The organism is Kribbella sp. WER1 (genome assembly GCF_054189145.1).
Genome location: NZ_CM135186.1, coordinates 3251529 through 3275489, shown reverse-complemented (window position 1 = coordinate 3275489; position 23961 = coordinate 3251529). Strand labels below are relative to the sequence as shown.

The following is a 23961-nucleotide window of genomic DNA, read 5'->3' as shown; positions in this document are numbered from 1 at the left end:
AGATCCGGTGCTATTTTTCCGGCGATCACGCCGGGGAGGGTCTGGCCACCCCGCCCGAGCCGGCGACTGAGCGTGGCCACAGTCCGGGCGACAGCGATGGCGGCCGTTTCTCGCATAAGAGAATTCTAGGACCGCTGGTCAATGGAAACTCAGCGTCCGCTCAGCTGGGTAAATGCTCAGTAAAAGCTCAGGAAATAAGTTTCAAGGCCTCGCTCGGGCGTTCGAGCGTGGGCAGGTGCCCGGCCCACGGGAGGTGGATCCGCTCGACGTCCGGAAGCCGCTCGGTCAGGTACTCCGCGCTGTCGGTGAAGAACCGGTAGTCATGGGCGCCGGTGATCAGCCGGACCGGGACGGTGATCCGCTCCGGCTCGACCGGCCATTCCTCGTCGTCGACGTCACCGGCGGCCAGCTGGACGTCGTACGCGTGCTTCTGCATCACCCGGAGCAGCTCGCGGGCGTCGTCGTCGGCGTCCGGGCCGATCCAGTTCCGGACGGTCAGGTCGGTGGCGCCGTCCACGTCGCCGGCCTCGAGGAGCTTCTCCTCCTCGCCCCACAGCGCGCGCAGGTCGGCGTCCGGCTCCACGTTGTCGGTCGGCGCGCAGATCAGCACCAGCCGCGCGAACAGGTCCGGCCGGCGGCCGGCGAGCTGCTGTACGACGTACCCGCCGAACGAGGCGCCGACCGCGGTCACGTCCCGCGCGGCGGCCTCCTCGAGGACCGCGAGTACGTCGGCCGCGTGGCAGAACTGCGGCGCCGACGGCGTCTCGCCGTACCCGCGGAGGTCGAGGGTGATCACGCGGTGGCTGCCCTGGAGCTCCGCGACCTGCCGCGCCCACATCCGGGAGTCGGCGACGCCTGCGTGCACCAGCAAGAGATCCGGACCGTTCCCGGTCACGTCATGAGAGATAGTCATCGGGGCCAGCTTCGCGGGCGGGTGCCCGGCGGGCAAGCCGATTACAGACGGACGACCGTGAAGGCTTCCGCGTAGTGCCCGGCGGGGAGTCCGGCGGTGGTCGCGACCCGGGCGAAGTTCGCGCGGATGCCGGTACGCAGGCCGTCGGGGTCGCGGTGCTGGCTGGTGTGCGACATCAGCGCGGCGAGCTTCCGGTCGAACGTCGCGGTGACGTCGACGTAGTGGTTCGCGGTCGGGTGGTCCATCATCCACAGCTCGCCGACGTCCCACGCCTGCTCGGTCAGGTCCGGGTACGCGTACGGGTTGCCGGCGGCCGGGTAGAACGCGCGGACGGTCGCCTCGGCGGCGGCCAGATGGTCCGGGTGCGAGACCTGCAGGCGATGCCACGAGCGCTCGGGGGACTGGGTGAGGAGGCGCTGTGGGCGGACGGTGCGGATCACCCGGCTGATGTCGCGGACGAGCTCGACGGTCGGCTCGACGGCGCCGTCCTGGTACCCGAGGAAGTGCAGGTCGCGGACGCCGACGTGCTTCGCGGCCGCGGTCTGCTCGGCCCGTCGTACGGCGGGGATCTCGGCCCGGTCGCGCTCCGGTTCGAAGCCGCCCGCCTGCCCGTCGGTGACGATGCAGTACTGCACCTCGATGCCGGCGTCGGTCCAGACCGCCACCGTCCCGGCGCCGCCGAAGTCGATGTCGTCGGGGTGGGCGACCACCACGAGAATCCGGTCGATCTCTGCATCGGGTCGTGGTTCGGTCACGGGCCGACACTAGCCGCTTGCGCGGGCGGGCACAGTGGGATCCATGGAGTTCGGTGGCACCTGCGATCCACAGGACGCCGGCTTCGACCCCGAACGGCTCGCGGAGGCGGTCGGGCTGATCGAGGCGCGCGGTGGGGTCGCGCAGCTGTGCGTCGTCCGGAACGGGCGGGTGGTGGTGGACCGCGCCTTCGGGTGCTCACCGAACGCGTTGTTCTGGCTCTTCTCCGCGAGCAAGCCGTTCGTCTCGGTGGTCGTGCACCAGCTGGTCGAGTCCGGCCGGCTGCACCTCGACGACGCGGTTGCGGCGTACTGGCCGGAGTTCGCGCAGAACGGGAAGCGCGAGATCACCGTCCGGCAGGTGCTGCAGCACCGGTCCGGGTTGTCGCACGCCGGGTCGTTCCTCGGCGAGGCGCGGGCGATGGGCGACTGGGCGCGGTCGCTGCGGCGGATCGAGGACGCGAAGCCGCGCTGGCCGATCGGGACGGTCGCGTACAGCCCGCTGGCGTTCGGTTTCGTGCTCGCGGAGGTCGCCCGCCGGTGCAGCGGCTTCCCGATCGGAGAGCTGGTACGGCGGGACGTGCTCGAGCCGCTCGGGCTCGCCGACACGTACCTCGGGCTGCCGGCCGAGGAGTGGGGGCGGCACGTGCCGATCAAGGCGGGTGGTGCGCTCGGGCCGTTCTTCCAGTCGGTCGTGAATCGGCGCAGTACCCGGACGGCGGTGGTTCCGGCGGCGGGGATCTCGACGACGGCGCGGGATCTGGCGACGTTCTACCAGGGGTTGCTGGTCGGGGCACTGCTCGCGCCGGAGACCCTCGCGGTGGCGGTCGAGCCGAGCAGCGAAGGCGAGGTGGACCGGACGGTGCAGGCGCCGATCCGGTGGTCGCAAGGGTTCCAGCTAGGCGGGCCGCGGTGGCTGGACGGGGCGGGGACGCCGCTCGGGGCGCTGAGCAGTCCGCGGACGTTCGGTCACAACGGCAGCAACTGCTGCATCGGCTGGGCGGACCCGGACCGGCGGATCGCGTACGCGTACCTGACGAACCGCGTCGGCCACCCCACGGCCGACCTCCAGCACCACTCAGCTGTCGCCGACAGGCTCCTCGAAGCCGCGACCTGACCCCTCTGCCTTTGGTGGGCTGGCCCACGAGGTGCAGGGTTTGCGCCCGAGATACCAGGCGCTAACCCTGCACCTCGGACGCTTACCCACCAAAGGCGGGCTAGGCCAGGGCCGGGGCGGGGAGGCGTTCGGCGATGACGTGGTCGACGATGCCGTAGGCCTTGGCGCCTTCGGCGGTCAGGACGTGGTCCCGGTCGGTGTCGTGGCGGAGGCGTTCGACGGTCTGGCCGGTGTGCCGGGCGAGGATCTCCTCGACCTGGCTGCGGACCCGGACCACCTCGTCGGCCTGCAGGATCAGGTCCGGGATGGTGCCCTGGCCGCGGCCGGCCGGCTGGTGCAGGACGACCCGCGCGTGCGGCAGGATCGCCCGCCGCCCCTCGGCCCCGCCGGCCAGCAGCACCGCCCCGGCGGAGATCGCCTGCCCGACGCCGTACGTCGCGACCGGCGCCTGGATGTACCGCATCGTGTCGTAGATCGCGAGCATCGCGGACATGTCGCCGCCCTCGCAGTTGATGTAGAGGTTGATCTCCGCCTCGGGGCTGTCCGTCTCCAGGTGCAGCAGCTGCGCGATGATCGCGTTCGCGACGCCGGAGTCGATCGGCGTCCCGAGGTACACGATCCGCTCGGTCAGCAGGTGCGAGTAGACGTCCATGATCCGCTCACCCCGCGGGTGCTGCGCGATCACGTTCGGAATCGTGTAGCTGCTCATGCTGCCGCCCTCCCTGGCATCACCTGGTCGAACGACTCGACGATGTGGTCGATGAACCCGTACTCCCGCGCCTCTTCCGCGGTGTACCAGTGGTCGTGCCGCGAGTCCTCGTGCACGGTGTCGAAGGACTGCCCGGTGTCGCTCGCGATCAGCCCGAGCACGGTGTCGCGGATGTGCCGCAGGTCGTTCGCCTGGATCTCGATCTCCACCGCGGAGCCGCCGATCCCGGCCGAGCCCTGGTGCATCAGCACCCGGGCGTGCCGCAGCGCGTACCGCTTGCCCGGCGTACCGGCCGACAGCAGGAACTGCCCCGCGCTGCAGGCCAGCCCGATCGCCAGCGTCGACACGTCGCACGGCACCAGCCGCATCACGTCCCGGATCGCCAGCATCGACGGCACCGAACCACCGGGCGAGTGGATCCAGAGCGCGATGTCGGTCTTCGGATCCTCGGCCGCGAGGGAGAGGATCTGGGTGGCCAGCAGGGTCCCGTTGTCGTCGTCGAGGACCCGGTCCAGTACGACGATGCGCTGCTCGAGCAACCGCTGCCGCGCGGTCTCGTTGAACAGCGGCGGTTTCATGTCTTCTGCCATGTCCCCAGCCTGGCCGGACCCGCCCCGCGGTCCCAGCTTTTCTGCTGACGGCAACTCTGCCGTCAGCGAATCGCCCGCTACAGCACCTTCGCCAGCAGCTCGCCGAACCCGTCCGGGAACGCGTGCCCGAGCCCCGGCACCGGCTCGATCGTGCAGCCGAAGGCGGTCAGCTCGGCGGCCTTCTCGTCCACCACCTCGCGCAGGTCGTCGCCGGTCCCGATCCAGATGGTTGCCGGCGACAACGGGTTGGCGGCGGCGTCCGGCAGTTCCCGCAGCGCCGGCGCCAGTGCGAGTACGCCGGCGACCGGCGACGGCGTGGCGGTGAGCGCCCAGTCGAGCGCGGCCCGCCCACCGGCGGAGAACCCGGCGGCGATCGTCGGTACGTCCAGGTCCGGCAGGCCTCGCAGGGCCCGGGCGATGTCGGCCGCGGCCTGATCGCGGTCGGGCCAGGTGCGGTACCTCGGCGACATCCGCCGCGACGACTCCACGCACACCAGCGCATACCCGTGATCCAGCACCGCGCCCCAGTCCGCCCGCGCGTGCGCCGCCGTCTGCCCCGCGCCGTGCAGCGCGACCACCACGCCCCGCGGCCGGTCCGGTACGTCGACCACCGCCGGTACGACGTCGTCCGCGACCCGCGCGCCGGACACCGCCAGCAGTTCCTCGAACTCGGGCCGCCCGCGCAACGCCTCCAGGTCGTCGTCCTCGGCCAGCACCTCAGGCACCCACCAGGCCCCGTCCGCACTCGCCTCCCGCAGTACTCGCAGCGCCTCGTCGGCATCCCCGCGGAGCCCGAGCAGACACGCCTCCACCTGCGTGAGCTCGGCCCGCCACGGTTCGAGTCCGCCGCGCTCGGCCCGCAGTACCTCCAGGGCCTCGTCGTACGCCTCGACCTCGTACAAGGCGTACACGCGGTCGCTCAGCTCGTCGTAGCGGGTCACCGGATCCATGGCGAGCAGGGTACGATACTGTCCATGTGGACAGTAAATGATCCAAGTGGACAGTCAACCCGTCTCGACTACCTCGACCGGCTGAAGCTCGGGCTGGTCGTGCTCGTGGTCCTGCACCACACCGCGCAGCCGTACGGCCCGCCGGACTGGTGGTACGTGCAGGGCGCCGCGCGGTGGGAGCCGCTCGAGCGGTTCACCGTGGTGAACGGGGCCTTCTTCATGAGCCTGTTCTTCGCGATCTCGGCGTACCTGCTGCCGCGGTCGTACGAGCGCAAGGGCGGCCGCCGGTTCCTGGTCGACCGGTTCCGCCGGGTCGGTGCGCCGTTCGTGTTCGGGGTCGCGGTGATCGTGCCGGTGCTGATGTGGCTGCACCACCGCACGTACGGCGTCTACCCCGAGTTCTCGTTCGCCCACCTGTGGTTCCTCCAGCACCTGCTGGTGTACGCGCTCCTGTACGCCGGTTGGCGCGCGCTCCGGCGTCGCCCGGTGGTCCAGGAGCCGCGGCCGCTGACCGCCCGGACGATCGTCGCCGGTACCGCGGTGATCGCGCTCGGCACGTACCTGATCCGGATCAAGTGGCCGGTCGACACCTGGATCGGCATCCTCGGCTTCCTCCAGGCGGAGCCCTCCGACCTCGTGCAGTACGGCGGCCTGTTCGTCGCGGGCCTGTTCGCGTACCGGTACGGCTGGCTGACCGGCGTCTCCCGGCGGACCGGCTACGTCTGCCTGGGGATCGGCGGCGCGCTCGCGGTCGCGCACTACGCGGCGCTGCCGGCGTTGTCCCGGTTCTACGCGCCCGGCGGTACCGGCGTCCGATCGTTGGTGTGGGCAACGGTCGAGAGCGTCCTGTGCGTGACGTTGTGCGTCGGGCTGGTGGTGCTGTTCCGCGAGTACGGGAACCGGCCGAACGCGTGCCTGGCCCGGCTGGGCGCGGCGTCGTTCACCGTGTATATCGTGCATGTGCCGGTGGTCGTCGTACTGCAGTTGCTCGTCCGCGACCTCGCAGCCGCGCCGCTGGTGAAGTTCCTGCTGGTCGGTGCGGTCGCGCTGCCGGTCAGCTTCCTGCTGGCGGCCGGCCTGCGCCGCGTCCCGTACCTCCGAGCCTGGGTGGGAGCCTGAATGGTTGACGCACGATCCTCGGACCTGACCGCGCGGGCGCGGCTGCGGCTCGCGGCGCTCAAGCTGTTCGCCGAGCACGGGTTCGAGGCGACGTCGACGCGCGCGATCGCGACCGAGGCGGGCGTGTCGCACGCGCTGCTGCGGCACCACTACGGCTCCAAGGACGGGCTCCGAGCTGCCGTCGACGAGGACGTCCTGGACACGTTCGACCAGGGCCTCGCCACGCTCGACGCCGACGACCTGACCGCGCTCGGCCAGGTGACCGCCCAGCTCTTCGGCGCGGACGAGGTACGCCGGAACTACCTGCGGCGGGTGCTGCTCGAAGGCGGACCCGCCGGGATCGCCCTGTTCCGGCGGCTGCTCGATGGGGCGCGCCGGCACCTGAGTGCGTTGCGTACCGGCCCGGTCGACGAGGCCGACGCGCGCTGGGCGCCGTACCAGGCACTGTTCCTGGTGCTCGGGCCGATGCTGCTCGAGCCGGTGCTGGCGGCGACGCTGGACGACCCGGTGTTCGCGCCCGGACCGCTGGCCGAACGCAGCGCCGCGAACCAGCGGCTGATCGGCAAAGGACTGCTCGGCTGACTCGTTTTCGGAAACTGTCGGGGCGAGCGCCTAAGGTGTTGGGTGATGACTACGCTGTTCTCGCCTGATGAGCTTCCGGTGCCGCTGGAGGAGTCCAAGACGTCCCGTCCCGACCCGGACGCGCTGCTCGAGGGACTGAATCCGCAGCAGCGCGCGGCGGTCGTGCATGCCGGGAAGCCGTTGCTGGTGGTGGCCGGCGCGGGCTCGGGCAAGACCCGGGTGCTGACCCGCCGGATCGCCTACCTGCTGGCGGCCCGGGACGCGCACCCGGGGTCGATCCTCGCGATCACCTTCACCAACAAGGCGGCCGCCGAGATGCGCGAGCGGGTCGTCGACCTGGTCGGGCCGCGGGCGAAGATCATGTGGGTCTCGACGTTCCACTCGTCCTGTGTGCGGATCCTGCGCCGCGACATCAAGCGGTTCGGGATCAACTCGACGTTCTCGATCTACGACGACACGGACTCGCGGCGGCTGATGACGCTGGTCTGCCGCGAGCTCGACCTGGACGTCAAGCGGTACAACCCGCGCGCCGTGCTGAACTGGATCTCCACCCAGAAGAACGAGCTGATCGACCACGAGACGGCCGCCGCGAAGGCGGAGAACCATCTCGAGGAGACGTACGCGGAGTGCTACCGGATCTACCAGGAGCGGCTCGCGCAGGCGAACGCGCTGGACTTCGACGACCTGCTGATGACCACGGTCAACCTGCTGCAGGCGTTCCCCGAGGTCCGGGAGTACTACCGGCGCCGCTTCCGCCACGTGCTCGTCGACGAGTACCAGGACACCAACCACGCGCAGTACACGCTGATCCGCGAGCTCTGCGGCGAGGACCCAGCTGACTACAACGGCCCGACCGCGCCGCCGGCCGAGCTGATGGTGGTCGGCGACTCCGACCAGTCGATCTACGCGTTCCGCGGCGCCACGATCCGCAACATCCTCGCCTTCGAGGAGGACTTCGCCGGCGCCGAGACGATCCTGCTCGAGCAGAACTACCGCTCCACCCAGACCATCCTGTCCGCCGCGAACGCGGTGATCGCCCGCAACGAGGGCCGGATGGCGAAGAACCTCTGGTCCGACCAGGGCGCCGGCGAGCAGATCGCGGTGTACGTCGCGGACAACGAGCACGACGAGGCGCAGTTCGTCGCCGACGAGATCGACCGGCTCGCCGACGCCGACGGCGTGAAACCGTCGGACGTCGCGGTGTTCTACCGGACCAACGCGCAGTCCCGGGTCTTCGAGGAAGTGTTCATCCGCACCGGCCATCCGTACAAGGTGGTCGGCGGCGTCCGGTTCTACGAGCGCAAGGAGGTGCGCGACGCGCTCGCGTACCTGCGCGTGCTGGTGAACCCGGAGGACACCGTCTCGCTGCGCCGGATCATGAACGAGCCGAAGCGGGGGATCGGCGACCGCGCCGAGGCCGCGATCGAGGCGCTCGCGCAGCGGGACCGGATCTCGTTCGCGCAGGCGATGCGCCGCGCCCAGGACGCGCCGGCGATGGCGTCCCGCTCGGTCAACGCCGTCCAGGCGTTCGTCGACATCCTCGACGAGCTGACCGCGATGGTGGACTCGGGCGCCCCGCCGGACGACATCCTGGACGTCGCGCTGCACCGCTCCGGGTACCACGAGGCGCTGCAGAAGTCGCCGGATCCGCAGGACGAGACCCGGCTGGAGAACCTGGACGAGTTCGTCTCGGTGGCCCGCGAGTTCGTCGAGGAGCGGACCGCGGCGGGCGAGCCGGCCGACCTGCAGGCGTTCCTGGAGCGGGTCGCGCTGGTCGCCGACGCCGACCAGATCCCGGACGCGGCCACCGAGGGCGTGGTCACGCTGATGACGCTGCACACCGCGAAGGGCCTGGAGTTCCCGGTCGTCTTCCTGACCGGCATGGAGGACGGCGTCTTTCCGCACTCCCGGTCGCTGACCGACCTCAAGGAGCTCGAGGAGGAGCGGCGGCTCGCGTACGTCGGGATCACCCGCGCGCGGCAGCGGCTGGCGATCTCCCGGGCCGCCGTGCGGTCGGCGTACGGCGCGCCGCAACACAACCCGCCGTCCCGGTTCCTGGAGGAGATCCCGGCCGAGTTGCTCGACTGGCGCCGCGACGACTCCGCGATCACCCGCTGGTCCGGCACCGGCACGACGCGTGGCAGCGGGATCCCGAGCAGATACGAGCCGGCCCGCAAGACGGCGTCCGACAAGCCCGTGATCAGCCTGAACCCGGGCGACCGGGTGGTGCACGACAGCTTCGGGATGGGCACCGTCGTGGTGGTCCGCGGCGAGGGCCAGCAGGCGCAGGCCGACATCGATTTCGGGTCCGAAGGTGTGAAACGTCTGCTGCTCCGCTACGCACCGGTGGAAAAGATTTGACTCATATGCGTTGCATCTGACCCGGAGATTGAGACAATCAAGAATCTTCGGCCCCTCCCGGAAGCGCGCCCCTATGTCCAAGTCGTCGGCCGCCCACCGCCGGATCATCCTGGCGGGGGCGAACCCTGGCCTCCGGCTGTTCGACGAGAACGGCAAGGTCACGGCGTACGCGTCGATCTGGATGGTCGACTGGTCGATCCGTGGATCCGGTACGGCGGTGGTGCTCTGGTTCGACGGGATCGTCCGGGTGGTGTCCGAGGACGTCGACCTCGCGTCGTGGCTTGAGCGGTACTTCGTCCGCTCGTTCCTCGAGGTCCAGGGCCTCCCATGGCACGAGCCGGCCGTCGAGCGGGACCTCGTCCAGGTCTCGATGAACCTCGCCGACGGGTTGAGCGCGAAGGCCGCGGACATCCAGATCGAGATGGGCGGCGTACTCGACCGGCGGCTGTTCGCCACCGACAACTTCCAACTCGCCGACGGAAACCACAGCCTCAGCCTGGTCATCGCCCCCGTCCGCTCCGCAACCGTCTCCATCGGCGGCGCCTCAGTCCCCGGCTTCGTCCAGGTAGACGGCTCCCCCGACCGACCGGGCTCCTCCGCCTTCCTCACCACCGCCGAGGTCTGGCAGCGCTAGACCCAGGGGTCCGGGTAGAGCACCCCCGGATCACCGATCCGGTACGTCGGCATCGACTCACCCAGCCACGCCTGCTCGACCACGACCCCGGTCTGCGCCTCGAGATGAGCGAGGCACAGCGCGTACGCCGAACCCGGCTCGGGCTCGGGTCCGATCGCCCACTCGGGCCGCGTGTCGGACTGCACCTCGTATGGGTGATACGCGTGTAACGACTCGAAGCGTGCCGTGATCCGGCCGTCCTTGGCCTCGGTCAGCCAGCCGTGGGCGTTCACGTTCCAGTACACGCTGAAGAAATGCCCCCCGGCCGAGCACCGCCGGGCGACCTGTGGGACGGAGCCGGTCCAGCCGTTGCTCTCCAGCGCGACCGTGTAGTCGCCGACCTGGCGTAGTTGGACCTGGAACGTGAGGTCTGGGTAGGTCTCGCCTTGTAGTGCGCCTGCCTCGAAGAAGGTGAGGGGGCCGAGGGATTCCTCGACGCCGTACGCCTCAAGGAGGGTGTCCGGGCGGGAGCTGACGGCGATCGTCCAGGCGTCGATCGAGTTGGCCCAGCCGTAGTTGGTCATTGGAGCGTCCACCAGTTCTCCATGCGGGGGACGGTGCGGTGGTCGCCGTCTACGGCTCGTTGGAGGCGGAAGAGGTAGGCCGCGATGCCTGCCGCGCCTTGCATCCAGCCGACTCCTGGAGGGAGGAGGGGGTCTTCGTTGCGGTGTTCTACGAAGCGCCAGTAGCCGGCGGGGTAGGCGTGGGCGACGAGGGTGTTGCCCATGCGTACGGCGAAGTCGAGGTGCTGCTCGTTGCCGTCGTGGTGCCAGGCGTCGAGGAAGGCGTCGCCGACGCCCGCCGTACCGCAGCAGCGGCCATCGTTGTCCCAGAAGCCGGGGTGCAGCCGCTCGGGGATCCCGGAGTACCGCACGCCGTCGAGGCAGCGTCGGCGCCAGGTGGTGGGGGTTTCCCCGGCGACGGACGGTACGCCGGCGTACTCGAGCGCGGCGAACGCGGCCGACGTACCGGCGCCGCCGTGGCACCAGTTGTACGTGAACTCGTCCCCGTGCCGCTCCGCCCACGGAATCACCCGCGCCACCCGGAACCCGCGGCCGTCGGTGATCCCCAACGTCACCAGGTGCTCAGCCCCACGCCGCGCCAACTCGACAAGCTCCGCCCGCCCAAGCTCAACCCCAGCCACCGCGAGCACCGCGACAATCCCAGCCAGCCCATGAGAGAAGTTCGGCATCGCCGTCGGCTCATCACTCCGAAACCGCCGAGACACAAACTGCCAGTCCACACCAGTAGCAACCTCCTCCCGCTCCCCAACCAACAACCCCACCGCCCGCTCCGCCAACCCCACCGCTCGAACAGCAGACCCCTCCGCAAGGCCCGGCGGCGTGCTCGCACCGCCGGGCAACTCCACCGCCCGGAGGGCGTGTTCTGCAGGCGGGGCGGAGGGCTCCGCCCGCCCGGTGGTCCGCTCGATCGGCCGGGCTGGCTCGTCGGCTGCGGTCTGCGGTTGGCGTAAGGCCCAGAGGGAGCCGAGGAGGATGGCGCCGGTGCCGAGGGTGACGTCGTTGGCGACGGCTCCCGGCGTGTAGCGCGGTTCGTCGAGGAAGCTCTCCGGCCAGCCGTTCGTGGTCTGCAGATTGCGTAGGCGGGCGAGTGCTGCGTCCACGCCGGGCTGGTCCAGCGCGGTGAGTACGCCGATCGAGCTGACCAGCCCGTCGAAGAACGTCGTACAGGTCGCGGCCGGGATCGTCGTACGGATCCGGTCGCCGATCGCCGCGGCGAGGTCCGTCTCCGCGGGCGTCCACGCACGCGTCAGCCGGATCTCGGCCAGGACGTGGGCCAGGCCGCCGATCCCGCTGTGCATGCCGTCCCGGTACTCGCCCGGCTGCTCGTCGCCAAACGCCTCCGGGATCCACGGTCCGTCGTCGTCCCGCCGGACCTGGTCCAGCACCCACCCCCACGACGTCTCCGCGAGCTCGCCGTACGTCACGGCTTGGCGTTTCGCATCCGGATGCCGCTCCACTCCAGCGTGCTGGTGGTCGCCGCGGCCCAGAAGTCGTGCAGCCGGGGCAGTACCCGCAGCTGGATCCCCGCCTCTTCGTGCAGCTCGAACAGGTCTCCGACCCGCTCCGCCGGCCCCAGCGGCCGTACGTCGGTGGTCGCGACGACGGCGACGTCGTGGTGCGCGACGAAGAGCCCGGCAGGCAGCCGGTACGCGTACAGCTCGACGGTCCGCATCGCGTCCAGCCAGCCGTACTCGACGGCGTGCACGCGGGTCCCGGAGCCGGCGCCGATGATCCGGTCGCGGTCCTCGGCGGTGCTGTCCGGCCCTACCCAGGCCATCGCTCGCGGGCACTCCCGCGGGAACCAGTAGTCGGGCGCACGATCGTGGCCGACGGCCCACACGTACGCCGTCTCCTGGCGTGCCGTCTTCGCGACGTGCGGGCGGAAGATCTCGATGGTCGGATCTTCGGAGAAATGCAGGACCTCGCCGGCAGCCGGGCGCATGCGCCGCAGCTTAGCCGGTCAGCGACGAGGTGAGCTCACATCGCGGTGTACGGGTTGATGCCGCAGTGGTTGCGCAGCCACGGGTCGGGGTCGACCGCGGAGCCGCCACCCGGGTGCACCTCGAAGTGCAGGTGCGGACCGGTGGTGTTGCCGGTCATCCCGACCGCGCCGACCTGGTCACCGGCGTACACGGTCTCGCCGACCGACACGCTGAACTTCGACATGTGGTTGTACCAGGTGGTGGTGCCGTCCTCGTGCCGGACCTGGACCTGACGGCCGTACGGACCGGCCCAGTCGGCGAAGATCACGACGCCCTTCATCACGGCGCCGATCCGGGTACCGATCGGGGCGGCGAAGTCGAGGCCGGTGTGGTTGTGGGCCCAGCGGTTGCCGCCCTGCCCGAACGTCGCGGTGATGTGGTAGCCGGTCAGCATGATCTGACAGCGGGTCGCCGACTCGCGGGCCTTCTTCTCGGCCGCGTCGGCCTTGGCCTTCGCGAGGGCCAGCGCGTTCGCCCGCTTGGCGGTGAGGGCCTTGCTCGCGTTCAGCTTCGCGGCGCGGGCCTTGGCCAGCTGGCTGGCCGCGGACGCCTTCTTGGTGGTCGTCGTGTCGGCCAGCTGGACCCGGGAGGAGTCACGGGTGGCGAGCTGGCGCGCCTGGATGCGTGCCGTGGTGATGCCGGACAGTTGCTGGCCGCCGTCCAGGCTGAGCGCCGCGAGGTTGACCGCGGTGTTCGCCTGGGTCGGTGACGCCAGGGAGCTGTGGCTGAAGCCGACAGCTCCGGCTGCCGCGGCGAGCGCGGCGGTCAGTCCGACGATCTGGGTACTGCTCGGGGTGTTACGCCTGGCGACGCGATGCTTGGCACTGTGACGTCCTGCGCCGTTCTTGCGCGCAGCGTTGCCGGGCGTGACGCGGTCGCCCGCGGCACGGTGCTGGGACACAACGTGGCCTTTCGGTCACAGGGGAGGGGATCTGCCCGTCCTCCTGGAGCTTTATTCCCCGGGAGGACTCACAGACCATAACGGAAGGGTCACGGGGTGACAAACCCCGCCACCCACTTTTCGGGGGCTCCTTCACGAAACTTTTGCATGCGCGCCTGCACGTGCATCCGTTCCAAGCGCTCAGAAGGCTTCCTGCTCAGGCAGTTCTGTTGCGACATCGAGATGTGCCAGAACGCCGGTGATCCGGTGGACGACGTCCCCGTGGAACGGCAGCGACAGGTGCCCGACCCCGTGCACCCGGACGTTGGTTGCCTGCAGGTCGGGGTGCCGGATCCGGGCCCGGCGCTGCGGCACGATCAGCTGGTCGACGTCGCTGTAGAACGCCAGGAACCGCGTCGAGCAGTCCGGTGCCGGCTCGTCGAGCTCGGCCAGCAGGTCGCTGTCCGGCCGGACCTGCTTGACCAGCGGCCACGGCAGCAGCTTCGCCGCCATCGTGCCCTGGTGCGGCGTGCCGAGCGTGACGCAGGTGTGCACCCGGGCGTCGCCGCCGAGCCGCTGGATGTAGTACCGCGCGATCAGGCCGCCGAGGCTGTGCCCGATGACGTGGAGCTGGTCCGACCCGGAGGCCTCGCAGATCGCCTCGATCTCCCGCCCCATCCGCTCGGCGGTACGACGTACGTCCAGGGTCAGCGGCGAGTACGAGAACGTGTGGATGCTGCCGAATCCGCGCCGGACGAGGTGCCGGCGCATCAGCGCGAAGATCGTGTGGTTGTCGATGATCCCGTGCGCGAGCAGGATCGGCGTACCGGCGGCCCGTACGTCGCTGACCAGCAGGCCGCGCTGGGCCGGGCCGAGGCCGGCGAGGTTCAGCCGGGCGGGCAGGACCGGCGCGCGGCCGACCAGCCCGAGCGGGTACATCGCGAGATGGGTGGTCAGCCAGCCGAGCTCGACCGCCGCGCCGTGCAGCACGCTCGGCGAGAGCGCAGAGCGCGCGCCGTACGCGAGTCCGTCCAGCGCGCCGCGGACGTCGTCCTGCCAACTGCTCATGGGCGACTCCTCACCAAACCAGACCCCCCGGTGGTCCGATCACTTTCCACGGTAACCGGTTCCCGTCGAGCGTGTGGGCGAACACACGCGTCCGTGTCTTATCCGTGAGTTACCGGGCGGGTTAGCCTGCCCACATGCCTGCTACGAGCCCGTTGCGCGTCGTCGTCGCCAAGCCCGGTCTGGACGGTCACGACCGCGGTGCCAAGGTCGTCGCCCGCGCCCTGCGGGACGCCGGCATGGAGGTCATCTACACCGGGCTGCACCAGACCCCGGAGCAGATCGTCGAGACCGCGATCGCCGAGGACGCGGACGCGATCGGCCTGTCGGTGCTGTCCGGCGCCCACATGACCCTGTTCAAGCGGGTCCGCGAACTGCTCGCGGAGCGGGACGCCGAGGACATCGTGGTGTTCGGCGGCGGGATCATCCCGGACGCCGACCTGCAGCCGCTGGCCGAGCTCGGCGTCCACAAGATCTTCACCCCGGGCGCCACCACCACCGAGATCGTCGAGTGGGTGCGGGCGAACGTCGGGGACACTTCTGCGACCGCGTAGCCGTTCTGAACAGCTCTGCCCATTTCAGCGATATTACTAATCAGTAATACCGAATCGTTAAGAAATACCCGGTTGTGCGGGCTTCCCAAACGCGGTCGCATACAGCCATGCGGCTGACCGTTTCAGAGACCGTGCGGCAGGCTGTGTGTGGCTCAGAACACATCGGCCCGTTCTCGGTTACTGTCCGGACAAGGTGGATCGCAGCGCGGTGGGGAACTGCGACCCACCACCGCAGGACCAAGCGACGTCCCGAATCGGGAGAGGGCAGGTAAACGATGAGGTTTGAACGATCACACGCACGTGGGACGGCCTTCGTCGCCGTCGCAGGCAGCCTGGTGCTGCTTGCCGCCGCGTGTGGTAGTGGCGACAGCGGAAGCAGCAGCAGCGGGGGCAGCTCGGCGGAGGCACTCGACGGCCGCGGGCCGATCACGCTTGCCAGCGGCAAGGACACCTCCGGGAACCTGCAGAACCAGCTCAATGCCTGGAACGCGCAGCACCCGAACGAGAAGGTGACGCTGAAGGAGCTTCCCGAGGACGCGGACGCGCAGCGCCAGCAGATGGTGCAGAACGCGCAGGCGCAGTCCGACGCGTACAGCGTCCTGGTCATGGACGTGGTCTGGACCTCGGAGTTCGCCGCGAACCAGTGGATCACCCAGATCCCCGAGGACAAGGTCCCGGACCTCGGCAAGCTGGTGCCGGCGACGGTGGAGACCGCGAAGTACCGCGACAAGCTGTACGCGGTGCCGATGACGTCCGACGGCGGCCTGCTGTACTACCGCACCGACCTGCTGAAGGCGGCCGGTATCGCCGAGGCGCCGAAGACCTGGGACGAGATGAAGGCCGACTGCACCAAGGTGCAGGCGACCCCGGCCGGCAAGGGCATCGGCTGCTACGCGGGCCAGTTCGAGAAGTACGAAGGCCTGACGGTGAACTTCTCCGAGGCGGTCAACTCCGCCGGCGGTGAGGTCGTCGACAAGGACGGCAAGCCGAACGTCAACACCCCGGAGGCCAAGGCCGGTCTCGAGGAGCTGGTGAACGACTTCAAGTCCGGCGTGATCCCGAAGGAAGCGATCACGTACAAGGAGGAGGAGAGCCGCCGCGCCTTCCAGGACGGCAAGCTGCTCTTCCTGCGCAACTGGCCGTACGTGTACGCGCTGGCGAACAAGACCGACGGCTCCTCGAAGGTGGCCGGCAAGTTCGCGGTCGCGCCGCTGCCGGGCAAGACCGGCCCGGGCGTCTCCTCGCTCGGCGGTCACGACTACGCGATCAGCAAGTTCGCGAAGAACAAGGCGACGGCGATCGACTTCATCAACTTCATGGCGAGCGAAGCCCGCCAGAAGGCGAACCTGGAGGCGACCTCGCAGGCGCCGACCTGGGCCTCGCTGTACGACGACCCGACCCTGAACAAGCAGTTCCCGTACCTGGTCCCGCTGAAGGCCTCGATCCTGAACGCGAAGCCGCGTCCGCGGGTGGTCAAGTACGGCGACGTCACCGCGGCCATCCAGGCGGCGGCGTACGACGCGCTGAGTCAGAAGACCGCGCCGGACAAGGCGCTGTCCGACCTGCAGACCAAGCTGCAGTCGCTCATCACGAACTGATCGTCGTGCCGGGGCCGGTGGGTGGAGTTGTCGTGACCACGCACCGGCCCCGGCCCGTCCCTGCCCGGGTGGTACCCGGGGAACGAAGGAGTCTCAGGTGACTGTAAGTGCGCCGGTCGCGGAACGACCGGCCAAGAAACCGAAGCGCCAGCAGCGCTTCGACGAGGGCACCGGCCGGCTGGCCGCGCTGCTGCTATCCCCGACGCTGATCGTGCTGGGCCTGGTGGTGCTGTTCCCGATCATCTCGGCGCTGCGGGAATCACTGTTCCAGAGCGGCCAGCACCTGGACGCGAACGGGTTCGTGGTCCAGGGGTCGCAGTGGGTCGGACTGAAGAACTACGCGGACATCTTCCGCGGCGACACCGGGCACCGGTTCTGGAACGCGTTCTACAACACGACGTTCTTCACCGTCGTCTGTGTCGTGCTGGAGACCGTGCTCGGCGTCGCGATGGCGCTGATCATGCACAAGGCCTTCAGGGGCCGCGGCATCGTCCGGGCCAGCATCCTGGTCCCGTGGGCGATCCCGACCGTCATCTCGGCGCTGCTGTGGAAGTGGGTCTTCCAGGCCGACGGGATCTTCAACGCGATCATCGGCACCCAGGTGCTCTGGTCGACCGACGGCTGGCAGGCCAAGTTCTCGGTCGTGATCGCAGACACCTGGAAGACCGCACCGTTCATCGGCCTTCTGGTCCTGGCCGGGCTGCAGACCATCCCGGCCGAGGTCTACGAGGCCGCCAAGGTGGACGGGGCCAACGCGTGGCAGACGTTCCTGCGGATCACACTGCCGCTGGTGAAGCCGGCGCTGCTGGTGGCGGTGCTGTTCCGGATCCTGGACACGCTGCGGATCTTCGACCTGCCGTTCGTGCTGGTCGGCGCGCACAAGGACTCCGTCGAGACGCTGTCGATGCTGGCGTACGACGAGGCGTTCAACGTCAGGTACGGACCGGCGGCGGCGTACGCGTTCGTGCTGTTCGTCTACGTCGCGGTGGTCGCGTACATGTTCGTGAAGATCCTCGGCGCCGACGTGATCGGTGAGGCGCGGGCGTCGAAGAAGTCCGGCGGTCGCCGGAAGAAGAACGGTGGCGCCGGTGCCGCGGCAGGCTCGGCCGCCGTCACGCTGGGCGCCGCGTCCGGTTCAGGGAGGGCTGTCTGATGGCGAGCGAAACCCCGCAGGTGCGGGCCGGCGAGAACGCGTTCCTGAAGCGTTGGCTGCCGTTGCTCGGCGTCGCGATCATCGTGATCTACTGCCTGGCGCCGTTCTACTGGATGCTGGTCTCGGCGTTCCGGCGCCCGTCCGACCAGTTCTCGAACGCGCCGATCCCGGCACCGTTCTCGTTCCAGAACTTCAAGGACGTGTTCAGCGGCTCGAACGGCTTCGGCCGGGGCCTGCTGAACAGCCTGATCGTGGCCGGGTCGGTGACGATCCTGACGCTGATCATCGGCATGATCGCGGCGTACACGCTGGCCCGGCTGGACTTCCGGGGCAAGAACATCGTGCTGGCGATCATCATCACGACGTCGATGTTCCCGGGCATCTCGCTGGTCGTGCCGCTGCTGAAGCTGTTCGTGAACATTCACTGGATCAACACCTACCAGGCGATGATCGTGCCCAGCCTGTCGTTCGCGCTGCCGCTGGCGGTGTGGAACCTGACCGCGTTCTTCCGGCAGATGCCGCAGGAGCTCGAGCAGGCGGCGATGGTGGACGGCTGTACGCCGGCTCAGGCGTTCCGCAAGGTGATCATCCCGCTGGCGGCACCGGGTGTGTTCACGACCGCGATCATCACGTTCATCGCGGCCTGGAACGAGTTCCTGATCGCGCTGAGCATGACCAACAAGAAGTCGATCCAGACCGCGAACGTGATCATCTCGCAGTTCACCGGTACCACCGGCCGAGACCAGCCGTTCGGCAGTCAGATGGCCGCCGGCGTGGTGGTCACGATTCCGCTGGTGATCGCGGTGCTGCTGTTCCAGCGCCGGATCGTCGCCGGTCTGACGGCGGGTGGCGTCAAGTGAGCCTGTTCCGTCGCGAGCAGGACCGCCGGGACCGCGATGACCGGGACCGCCGGGATCGTGAGGACCGGGACCGGCGCGATCGCGAGGACCGGGACCGCCGGGACCGGGAGGACCAGGACCGGCGGGACCGCGACCGCTACCGCTGAACAGAAAACGGCCGGAGCCAACAGGCTCCGGCCGTTTCTGTTCTCAGTTGCTCAGCCAGGCGGTCGCGTCCGGCGGGAGTTCACCGTCGGTGACCGGTTCGCTGGAGAGCAGGACTTTGCTGTGCTCGGGCAGTGTGACCGGGCTGTCGCTCACGTTGACGACGCAGCGGAAGCCGGGGTCGCGGGTGAACGACAGGACGCCCTCGGGCGCCTCGGTGTCCCAGACGAGCCGGCCTTCGCCGAGTGCGGGGTGTTCGCGACGGATCCGCAGCGCCGCCTTGTAGAGGTTCAGGTGGCTCTCCGGGTCGTCCACCTGCGCCTCGGCGGTCAGCGGCGCCCAGCCGGCCGGCTGCGGTAGCCAGGGCTGCCCGGTCCCAGACCCGAAGCCGTACGGCGGTTCCGCGCCGGACCACGGGATCGGGACCCGGCAGCCGTCCCGGCCGCGGACCGTATGCCCGGAGCGCTCCCACGTCGGGTCGTCGAGCTTGTCCTCGGGCAGGTCCTCCACCTCTGGCAGCCCGAGCTCATCACCCTGGTAGATGTACGCCCCGCCCGGCAGCGCCAGCTCCAGCAGCGCCGCGGCCCGGGCCCGGCGCAGACCGAGCGCGAGATCCGTCGGTACGACGCCCGCACCCTCGAGCGCGTCCTTCAGCTCCCGTCCGTACCGCGTGCGGTGCCGGATCGTGTCGTGGTTGCTCAGCACCCAGGTCGCCGGCGCCCCGACCGCCCACAGGTTCTCCGTCGTGTGGTCGATGACCTCGCGGAGCTCCTTCGCGTCCCACCTGGCCCGCAGCGCGTCGAAGTTGAACGCGGAGTGCAGCTCGTGCGACCGCACGTACTGCGCGAGCCGCTCGGCCGGCGACAGCCACGCCTCGGCCACGAACACCCGCGGGCCCTGCGGCGTGTCGGCGTACTCGTCGGCGATCGCCCGCCAGCGCTGGTGGATCGTGTGCACGCCGGGCTGGTCGTAGAACGGGTTCCCGACGTACTTCTCCCGGGTCGGCTCGCCGTTCTCCAGCGGTACGTCGGGCAGCGCCGGGTCCTTCGCCATCGAGTCGGCGACGTCGATCCGGAACCCGTCGATCCCGCGGTCGAACCAGAACCGCAGGATCGAGTCGAACTCCTCGATCACCTTCGGGTGCTCCCAGTTCCAGTCCGGCTGGGAGATGTCGAACAGGTGCAGGTACCACTGCCCGTCGTCGATCTGCTGCCATGCCGGCCCGCCGAACGCCGCCGGCCAGTTCGTCGGCGGCTTGCCGTCCGCGGAGTCCCGGAACCAGAACAGGTCGCGCTCCGGCGAGCCCTTCCCGGCGGCCAGCGCGGCCTTGAACCACGGGTGTTCCCAGGAGCAGTGGTTCGGGACCAGGTCGATCAGGATCCGCAGGCCGAGCGCGTGCGCCTCCGCGATCAGCGCGTCGGCGTCGGCGAGGGTGCCGAACTCCGGGTTGATGTCGCGGTAGTCGGCCACGTCGTACCCGCCGTCGAGCAGCGGGGACGGGTACCAGGGGCTGATCCAGAGCGCGTCGACGCCGAGGTCGGCGAGGTACGGCAGCCGCGCGCGGATCCCGTTCACGTCGCCCGTCCCGTCACCGTCCGCGTCGGCGAACGAACGGGGGTACACCTGGTAAACGACGGCACTACGCCACCAGTCGTCAGCTGGTCTGCTCTGAGGATCGGTCATGCGGACAAGCCTCGCACGGTGCGGCGGGAGCCTGTGACAGTCGTCTCAGCCAGTACCCCGGCTGTTGCTCCGAGCGCAAGGGTGGCTAGTGTCAGGAATCCGTACAGGCGAGAGAGGGACCACACTCGTGGATCTGATGGAATTCCAGGCGAAGACGGTCTTCGCCAAGCACGGGGTGCGGACGACCGTGGGTGAGGTCGTCACGACTCCGGAGGAAGCACGCGCGGCAGCCGAGAAGATCGGCGGCCGGGTGGTCGTCAAGGCCCAGGTCAAGACCGGCGGCCGCGGCAAGGCTGGCGGCGTCAAGCTGGCGAGCAGCCCGGACGAGGCGGAGGAGAAGGCCCGCGAGATCCTCGGGCTGGACATCAAGGGTCATGTCGTCAAGATCCTGAACATCGTCCCGGCCGCGGCGATCGCCGAGGAGTACTACTTCTCGTTCCTGGTCGACCGGGCGAACCGCAACTACCTCTGCATCGCCTCCGCCGCCGGCGGCATGGAGATCGAGGAGGTCGCGCACACCAACCCGGACGCGGTCGCGCAGATCTCGATCGACCCGGCCAAGGGTGTCGACGAGGCGAAGGCGCGGGAGATCGCCACCGCGGCGAAGTACCCGGCCGACGTGATCGACGCCGTCGTCCCGGAGATCGTCAAGCTGTACGAGGTGTTCATCGCCGAGGACGCGTCGCTGGTCGAGGTGAACCCGCTGGTCAAGCTCGAGGACGGCAACGTCGAGGCGCTGGACGGCAAGGTCACGCTGGACGAGAACGCGGACTTCCGGCACCCGGAGCACGCCGAGTTCGAGGACGTCACCGCGGCCGACCCGCTGGAGGCGGCGGCCAAGGCGAAGAACCTGAACTACGTGAAGCTCGACGGGTCCGTCGGCATCATCGGCAACGGCGCGGGCCTGGTCATGTCGACCCTGGACGTCGTGGCGTACGCGGGTGAGGAGTTCGGCGGCCAGAAGCCGGCCAACTTCCTCGACATCGGCGGCGGCGCGAGCGCCGAGGTGATGGCGAACGGGCTGGAGATCATCATCTCCGACCAGCAGGTGAAGAGCGTGTTCGTGAACGTCTTCGGCGGCATCACCGCCTGTGACGCGGTCGCGAACGGCATCGTGCAGGCGTTCGAGCTGCTGGCCTCGCGCGGCGAGGCCGTGACCAAGCCGCTGGTCGTCCGGCTGGACGGCAACAACGCCGAGGAGGGCCGCCGGATCCTCGACGAGGCGGGCCTCGCCGGTCTGGAGCGGGTCGACACGATGGACGGCGCCGCCAAGCGCGCCGCCGAGCTGGCTGCGAAGTAAGGGATCGCCGAACAATGTCTATCTTCCTGACCAAGGACAGCAAGGTCATCGTCCAGGGCATGACCGGTTCCGAGGGCACCAAGCACACCACCCGGATGCTCGCCTCCGGCACCAACATCGTCGGCGGCGTGAACCCGCGCAAGGCCGGCCAGAGCCAGGACTTCGACGGCAAGGCGGTGCCGGTGTTCGGCACGGTCGCCGACGCGGTCAAGGAGACCGGCGCGAACGTGTCGGTCATCTTCGTCCCGCCGAAGTTCACCAAGGACGCCGTACTGGAGGCCGTCGAGGCCGAGGTGCCGCTGGTCGTGGTGATCACCGAGGGGGTGCCGGTGCACGACACCGCCGCGTTCTTCGCCGCCGCGCAGGCGTCCGGCAAGACCCGGATCATCGGCCCGAACTGCCCCGGCATCATCACCCCGGGCGAGTCGAACGCCGGCATCATCCCGGCCGACATCGCCGGCCAGGGCCGGATCGGCCTGGTCTCGAAGTCCGGCACGCTGACGTACCAGATGATGTACGAGCTGCGGGACTTCGGGTTCTCGACCGCGATCGGGATCGGCGGCGACCCGATCATCGGGACCACCCACATCGACGCGCTGCAGGCGTTCCAGGACGACCCGGACACCGACGCGATCGTGATGATCGGTGAGATCGGCGGCGACGCCGAGGAGCGGGCGGCCGCGTTCATCAAGGAGAACGTGACCAAGCCGGTCGTCGGGTACGTCGCGGGCTTCACCGCACCGGAGGGCAAGACCATGGGTCACGCCGGCGCGATCGTCTCCGGCTCGTCCGGTACGGCGGCCGCGAAGCAGCAGGCCCTCGAAGCCGTCGGCGTGAAGGTCGGCAAGACGCCGACCGAGACCGCCAACCTGATGCGCGAGATCATGCAGGGCCTGAGCAAGTAGTACGGCCCGGCGAACGGGACCTGCCCCCTCGGGGGTGGGTCCCGTTTCCTATTTGTAGGCCGCCGAGCGGTCGACCGCGCGGGCCAGCGTCTCGTTGAACGCGGCGTCGGTCAGGTCCAGGTCCTTCAGCACCGGGAACAGCAGGTACACCGCCCGGTCGCCGGAGCCGGCGATGCCGATCCGGTAGTGGTACTTCTTGCCGTCGCCGCTGTCGTACGTCGCGGTCCAGCTCTTGCCGGAGATCGTGCTGGTCTTCAGTGTCCCGGTGGACTCGACCTTCGCGTTCGAGACGTTCTTCTCGCAGGCGTCGACGTTCTTCCGGACCTTGGCGACGAAGTCCGACGCGGCGGCCGTGCTGGCGAACTTCAGCACGGTGTCGTCCATGCCGAACTCGGTCGGCACCTTCGCCTCCGGCGCCACGTACGTGATCGTGCCGACCTTCGTCGGCTTCGCCTTCTTCAGGCCGAGCTTCTCGCAGCCGGTGCCGTCGCCGGGCTGCGCGGAGGCGCTCACCCACGGCTTGTCGACCTGGGCGATCAGCGGCAGGTCGACCGGGGCCATGAATCCCGGGTTGTCGGTGTTCGGCAGCAGGGCCGGTTTCGCCACCGGCGCGCCGGTCGCACAGCCGCCGGTCTCGGCGCAGATCTTCTTCGCGGCCGCGGTCGTGGTGGCCAGCACCACGTCCGGCTTCGGCGGGGTCGCGGCGGTCGTGTCGTGCTCGACGACCATCGTCGCCTGCCCCGACAGCGTCACCGAGACGGTCCGGTACTTCGTCGTCTTCGCGCCCGGGACCTGCCCGAAGACCGCGATCACGCCGGTCTGGCCGACGCCGGAGGTCACGTACCCGGCCGACAACCGGGTCTGCGGCGTGGTGCACTGACTGAGCCAGTGCACGACCGTGTTGTACGTCTTCGCGGCCGTGGCCTTGTCGTTGGACACGTCGATGTACTGCACCGCGGTGTCCTTGGTGGTCGGGTTCTGCAGGGTGCGGACCCAGGTCCGCAGGCCGCTCGGGTCGGCGAACCGCTGCAGCTGGCACGCGAACGAGGTGTCCGGCGCCGAGTCGCCGCTGGCGGTCCCGGTGATCTTCCAGGCGCCGGTCGCGCCGAGCGTCTTCGCCGCGGCCGCGTCCAGCAGCACCTTGTCGTCGGACAGCACGTTCGACTGGCTGGACTTGTCGTCGGTCGGGCTGCTGCTGCCGGCCTTCGGCCCGGACCCCTTGTCGCCGCCGAACGCGTTCAGTGCCGCGACACCGCCGCCGCCGACCAGGACCACGACCGCGGCGCCTGCCGCGATCGTCTGGTTCCGCTTGCGTGCCTGCTGGCGCCGCGCCTCCCGGGCAGCGGCGCGGGTGCCGCCGCGTTGTCCACGGTGGGAACCGGCCAAAGCTCGACCTCCTGACTGATTCCACCTGACAGTACCGGGTGGATCCATACCGCCCCCACTCAGCTACCACCAGGCGAACACGCGGAGACCGAGGGTGAGCAGGCGGGCTGAAGTCTCCCACATCCGGCGTGTCAGGACGAGTCAGGTCCGGGACCGGGGAG

Annotated in this window: 24 protein-coding genes; 12 read left to right on the top strand and 12 right to left on the bottom strand. The window is 69.6% G+C overall.

Going from position 1 to position 23961, the window contains the following annotated elements:
- Positions 1–187: 187 nt before the first annotated feature.
- A complete protein-coding gene (locus ACXJJ3_RS15905; protein ID WP_458170834.1) occupies positions 188–913 on the bottom strand; it encodes an alpha/beta fold hydrolase in 726 nt (241 codons plus the stop codon).
- Between the two features lie 41 nt (positions 914–954).
- Positions 955–1668 (bottom strand): PIG-L deacetylase family protein, encoded by a 714-nt coding sequence (locus tag ACXJJ3_RS15900; protein WP_458170833.1) that lies wholly within the window; start codon positions 1666–1668, stop codon positions 955–957.
- A gap of 43 nt (positions 1669–1711) precedes the next feature.
- Between ACXJJ3_RS15900 and ACXJJ3_RS15895 the strand changes: the two genes are divergently transcribed.
- Positions 1712–2782 carry a serine hydrolase domain-containing protein gene (locus tag ACXJJ3_RS15895; RefSeq protein WP_458170832.1) on the top strand — a complete coding sequence of 357 codons (1071 nt, stop codon included), beginning with the start codon at positions 1712–1714 and terminating at the stop codon, positions 2780–2782.
- A 100-nt stretch (positions 2783–2882) separates the two neighbouring features.
- On the opposite strand, the gene ACXJJ3_RS15890 is transcribed toward ACXJJ3_RS15895, so the two are convergent.
- From ACXJJ3_RS15890 to ACXJJ3_RS15880, 3 genes are all read right to left on the bottom strand, one after another.
- Positions 2883–3491 (bottom strand): ClpP family protease, encoded by a 609-nt coding sequence (locus ACXJJ3_RS15890; RefSeq protein WP_458170831.1) that lies wholly within the window; start codon positions 3489–3491, stop codon positions 2883–2885.
- Entirely contained in the window at positions 3488–4081 is a 594-nt protein-coding gene (locus ACXJJ3_RS15885; RefSeq protein ID WP_458170830.1) for a ClpP family protease, read from the bottom strand. The genes ACXJJ3_RS15890 and ACXJJ3_RS15885 overlap by 4 nt, the downstream gene beginning before the upstream one ends.
- 77 nt (positions 4082–4158) lie before the next feature.
- Positions 4159–5031, bottom strand: coding sequence for a TPR end-of-group domain-containing protein (locus ACXJJ3_RS15880; protein WP_458170829.1), 873 nt, complete (start codon positions 5029–5031; stop codon positions 4159–4161).
- A 24-nt stretch (positions 5032–5055) separates the two neighbouring features.
- Here ACXJJ3_RS15880 and ACXJJ3_RS15875 point away from each other — a divergent pair, with 24 nt between their 5' ends.
- The 4 genes from ACXJJ3_RS15875 to ACXJJ3_RS15860 all read left to right on the top strand — a co-directional run bounded on the left by ACXJJ3_RS15875 (position 5056) and on the right by ACXJJ3_RS15860 (position 9727).
- The gene (locus ACXJJ3_RS15875; RefSeq protein ID WP_458170828.1) at positions 5056–6150 is read left to right on the top strand and encodes an acyltransferase family protein; all 1095 of its coding nucleotides are present in this window, start codon (positions 5056–5058) and stop codon (positions 6148–6150) included.
- On the top strand, positions 6151–6732 hold the full coding sequence (locus ACXJJ3_RS15870; protein ID WP_458170827.1) for a TetR/AcrR family transcriptional regulator: 582 nt from the start codon (positions 6151–6153) through the stop codon (positions 6730–6732).
- 45 nt (positions 6733–6777) lie between these two features.
- Entirely contained in the window at positions 6778–9093 is a 2316-nt protein-coding gene (pcrA, locus tag ACXJJ3_RS15865) for a DNA helicase PcrA (RefSeq protein ID WP_458170826.1), read from the top strand.
- A 73-nt stretch (positions 9094–9166) separates the two neighbouring features.
- Complete coding sequence (locus ACXJJ3_RS15860) at positions 9167–9727, top strand: hypothetical protein (protein ID WP_458170824.1); 561 nt, start codon at positions 9167–9169, stop codon at positions 9725–9727.
- On the opposite strand, the gene ACXJJ3_RS15855 is transcribed toward ACXJJ3_RS15860, so the two are convergent.
- The 5 genes from ACXJJ3_RS15855 to ACXJJ3_RS15835 all read right to left on the bottom strand — a co-directional run bounded on the left by ACXJJ3_RS15855 (position 9724) and on the right by ACXJJ3_RS15835 (position 14220).
- Positions 9724–10302, bottom strand: a complete 579-nt coding sequence (locus ACXJJ3_RS15855) for a DUF6461 domain-containing protein (protein WP_458170823.1) — start codon at positions 10300–10302, stop codon at positions 9724–9726. The genes ACXJJ3_RS15860 and ACXJJ3_RS15855 overlap by 4 nt on opposite strands.
- Complete coding sequence (locus tag ACXJJ3_RS15850) at positions 10287–11747, bottom strand: lanthionine synthetase LanC family protein (protein WP_458170822.1); 1461 nt, start codon at positions 11745–11747, stop codon at positions 10287–10289. Before ACXJJ3_RS15850 ends, ACXJJ3_RS15855 begins: the two co-directional genes overlap by 16 nt.
- On the bottom strand, positions 11711–12232 hold the full coding sequence (locus ACXJJ3_RS15845) for a DUF6886 family protein (RefSeq protein WP_458170821.1): 522 nt from the start codon (positions 12230–12232) through the stop codon (positions 11711–11713). Before ACXJJ3_RS15845 ends, ACXJJ3_RS15850 begins: the two co-directional genes overlap by 37 nt.
- Positions 12233–12267: 35 nt before the next feature.
- Entirely contained in the window at positions 12268–13173 is a 906-nt protein-coding gene (locus tag ACXJJ3_RS15840) for a M23 family metallopeptidase (protein ID WP_458170820.1), read from the bottom strand.
- 180 nt (positions 13174–13353) lie between these two features.
- Positions 13354–14220 (bottom strand): esterase/lipase family protein, encoded by an 867-nt coding sequence (locus tag ACXJJ3_RS15835; protein WP_458170819.1) that lies wholly within the window; start codon positions 14218–14220, stop codon positions 13354–13356.
- 134 nt (positions 14221–14354) lie between these two features.
- On the opposite strand from ACXJJ3_RS15835, the gene ACXJJ3_RS15830 reads away from it, so the two are divergent.
- From ACXJJ3_RS15830 to ACXJJ3_RS15810, 5 genes are all read left to right on the top strand, one after another.
- Positions 14355–14771 (top strand): cobalamin B12-binding domain-containing protein, encoded by a 417-nt coding sequence (locus tag ACXJJ3_RS15830; protein ID WP_458170818.1) that lies wholly within the window; start codon positions 14355–14357, stop codon positions 14769–14771.
- Positions 14772–15046: 275 nt separating this feature from the next.
- The gene (locus ACXJJ3_RS15825; RefSeq protein WP_458170817.1) at positions 15047–16369 is read left to right on the top strand and encodes an ABC transporter substrate-binding protein; all 1323 of its coding nucleotides are present in this window, start codon (positions 15047–15049) and stop codon (positions 16367–16369) included.
- A 178-nt stretch (positions 16370–16547) separates the two neighbouring features.
- Complete coding sequence (locus ACXJJ3_RS15820) at positions 16548–17522, top strand: carbohydrate ABC transporter permease (RefSeq protein ID WP_458171896.1); 975 nt, start codon at positions 16548–16550, stop codon at positions 17520–17522.
- On the top strand, positions 17522–18382 hold the full coding sequence (locus tag ACXJJ3_RS15815; protein WP_458170816.1) for a carbohydrate ABC transporter permease: 861 nt from the start codon (positions 17522–17524) through the stop codon (positions 18380–18382). Before ACXJJ3_RS15820 ends, ACXJJ3_RS15815 begins: the two co-directional genes overlap by 1 nt.
- On the top strand, positions 18379–18528 hold the full coding sequence (locus ACXJJ3_RS15810) for a hypothetical protein (protein ID WP_458170814.1): 150 nt from the start codon (positions 18379–18381) through the stop codon (positions 18526–18528). The genes ACXJJ3_RS15815 and ACXJJ3_RS15810 overlap by 4 nt, the downstream gene beginning before the upstream one ends.
- A gap of 43 nt (positions 18529–18571) precedes the next feature.
- Here ACXJJ3_RS15810 and ACXJJ3_RS15805 read toward each other — a convergent pair whose 3' ends face one another.
- Positions 18572–20209 carry a glycoside hydrolase family 13 protein gene (locus tag ACXJJ3_RS15805; RefSeq protein ID WP_458170813.1) on the bottom strand — a complete coding sequence of 546 codons (1638 nt, stop codon included), beginning with the start codon at positions 20207–20209 and terminating at the stop codon, positions 18572–18574.
- A gap of 127 nt (positions 20210–20336) precedes the next feature.
- Between ACXJJ3_RS15805 and sucC the strand changes: the two genes are divergently transcribed.
- Together sucC and sucD are read left to right on the top strand one after the other, a co-directional pair.
- Entirely contained in the window at positions 20337–21509 is a 1173-nt protein-coding gene (gene sucC, locus ACXJJ3_RS15800; protein WP_458170811.1) for an ADP-forming succinate--CoA ligase subunit beta, read from the top strand.
- 14 nt (positions 21510–21523) lie between these two features.
- Positions 21524–22414, top strand: a complete 891-nt coding sequence (gene sucD, locus ACXJJ3_RS15795) for a succinate--CoA ligase subunit alpha (protein WP_458170810.1) — start codon at positions 21524–21526, stop codon at positions 22412–22414.
- Positions 22415–22462: 48 nt separating this feature from the next.
- Here the strand turns inward: sucD and ACXJJ3_RS15790 are convergent, their stop codons facing one another.
- Positions 22463–23800, bottom strand: a complete 1338-nt coding sequence (locus ACXJJ3_RS15790) for a hypothetical protein (RefSeq protein WP_458170809.1) — start codon at positions 23798–23800, stop codon at positions 22463–22465.
- Between the last annotated feature and the right edge of the window lie 161 nt (positions 23801–23961).

Coding starts and splice junctions, on each gene's coding strand:
- pcrA (WP_458170826.1), top strand. CDS start 6,778: ATGACTACGCTGTTCTCGCCTGATGAGCTTCCGGTGCCGCTGGAGGAG.
- ACXJJ3_RS15835 (WP_458170819.1), bottom strand. CDS start 14,220: ATGAGCAGTTGGCAGGACGACGTCCGCGGCGCGCTGGACGGACTCGCG.
- ACXJJ3_RS15905 (WP_458170834.1), bottom strand. CDS start 913: ATGACTATCTCTCATGACGTGACCGGGAACGGTCCGGATCTCTTGCTG.
- ACXJJ3_RS15830 (WP_458170818.1), top strand. CDS start 14,355: ATGCCTGCTACGAGCCCGTTGCGCGTCGTCGTCGCCAAGCCCGGTCTG.
- ACXJJ3_RS15890 (WP_458170831.1), bottom strand. CDS start 3,491: ATGAGCAGCTACACGATTCCGAACGTGATCGCGCAGCACCCGCGGGGT.
- ACXJJ3_RS15805 (WP_458170813.1), bottom strand. CDS start 20,209: ATGACCGATCCTCAGAGCAGACCAGCTGACGACTGGTGGCGTAGTGCC.
- ACXJJ3_RS15860 (WP_458170824.1), top strand. CDS start 9,167: ATGTCCAAGTCGTCGGCCGCCCACCGCCGGATCATCCTGGCGGGGGCG.
- ACXJJ3_RS15870 (WP_458170827.1), top strand. CDS start 6,151: ATGGTTGACGCACGATCCTCGGACCTGACCGCGCGGGCGCGGCTGCGG.
- ACXJJ3_RS15875 (WP_458170828.1), top strand. CDS start 5,056: ATGTGGACAGTAAATGATCCAAGTGGACAGTCAACCCGTCTCGACTAC.
- ACXJJ3_RS15885 (WP_458170830.1), bottom strand. CDS start 4,081: ATGGCAGAAGACATGAAACCGCCGCTGTTCAACGAGACCGCGCGGCAG.
- ACXJJ3_RS15845 (WP_458170821.1), bottom strand. CDS start 12,232: ATGCGCCCGGCTGCCGGCGAGGTCCTGCATTTCTCCGAAGATCCGACC.
- ACXJJ3_RS15815 (WP_458170816.1), top strand. CDS start 17,522: ATGGCGAGCGAAACCCCGCAGGTGCGGGCCGGCGAGAACGCGTTCCTG.
- ACXJJ3_RS15825 (WP_458170817.1), top strand. CDS start 15,047: ATGAGGTTTGAACGATCACACGCACGTGGGACGGCCTTCGTCGCCGTC.
- ACXJJ3_RS15895 (WP_458170832.1), top strand. CDS start 1,712: ATGGAGTTCGGTGGCACCTGCGATCCACAGGACGCCGGCTTCGACCCC.
- sucD (WP_458170810.1), top strand. CDS start 21,524: ATGTCTATCTTCCTGACCAAGGACAGCAAGGTCATCGTCCAGGGCATG.
- ACXJJ3_RS15880 (WP_458170829.1), bottom strand. CDS start 5,031: ATGGATCCGGTGACCCGCTACGACGAGCTGAGCGACCGCGTGTACGCC.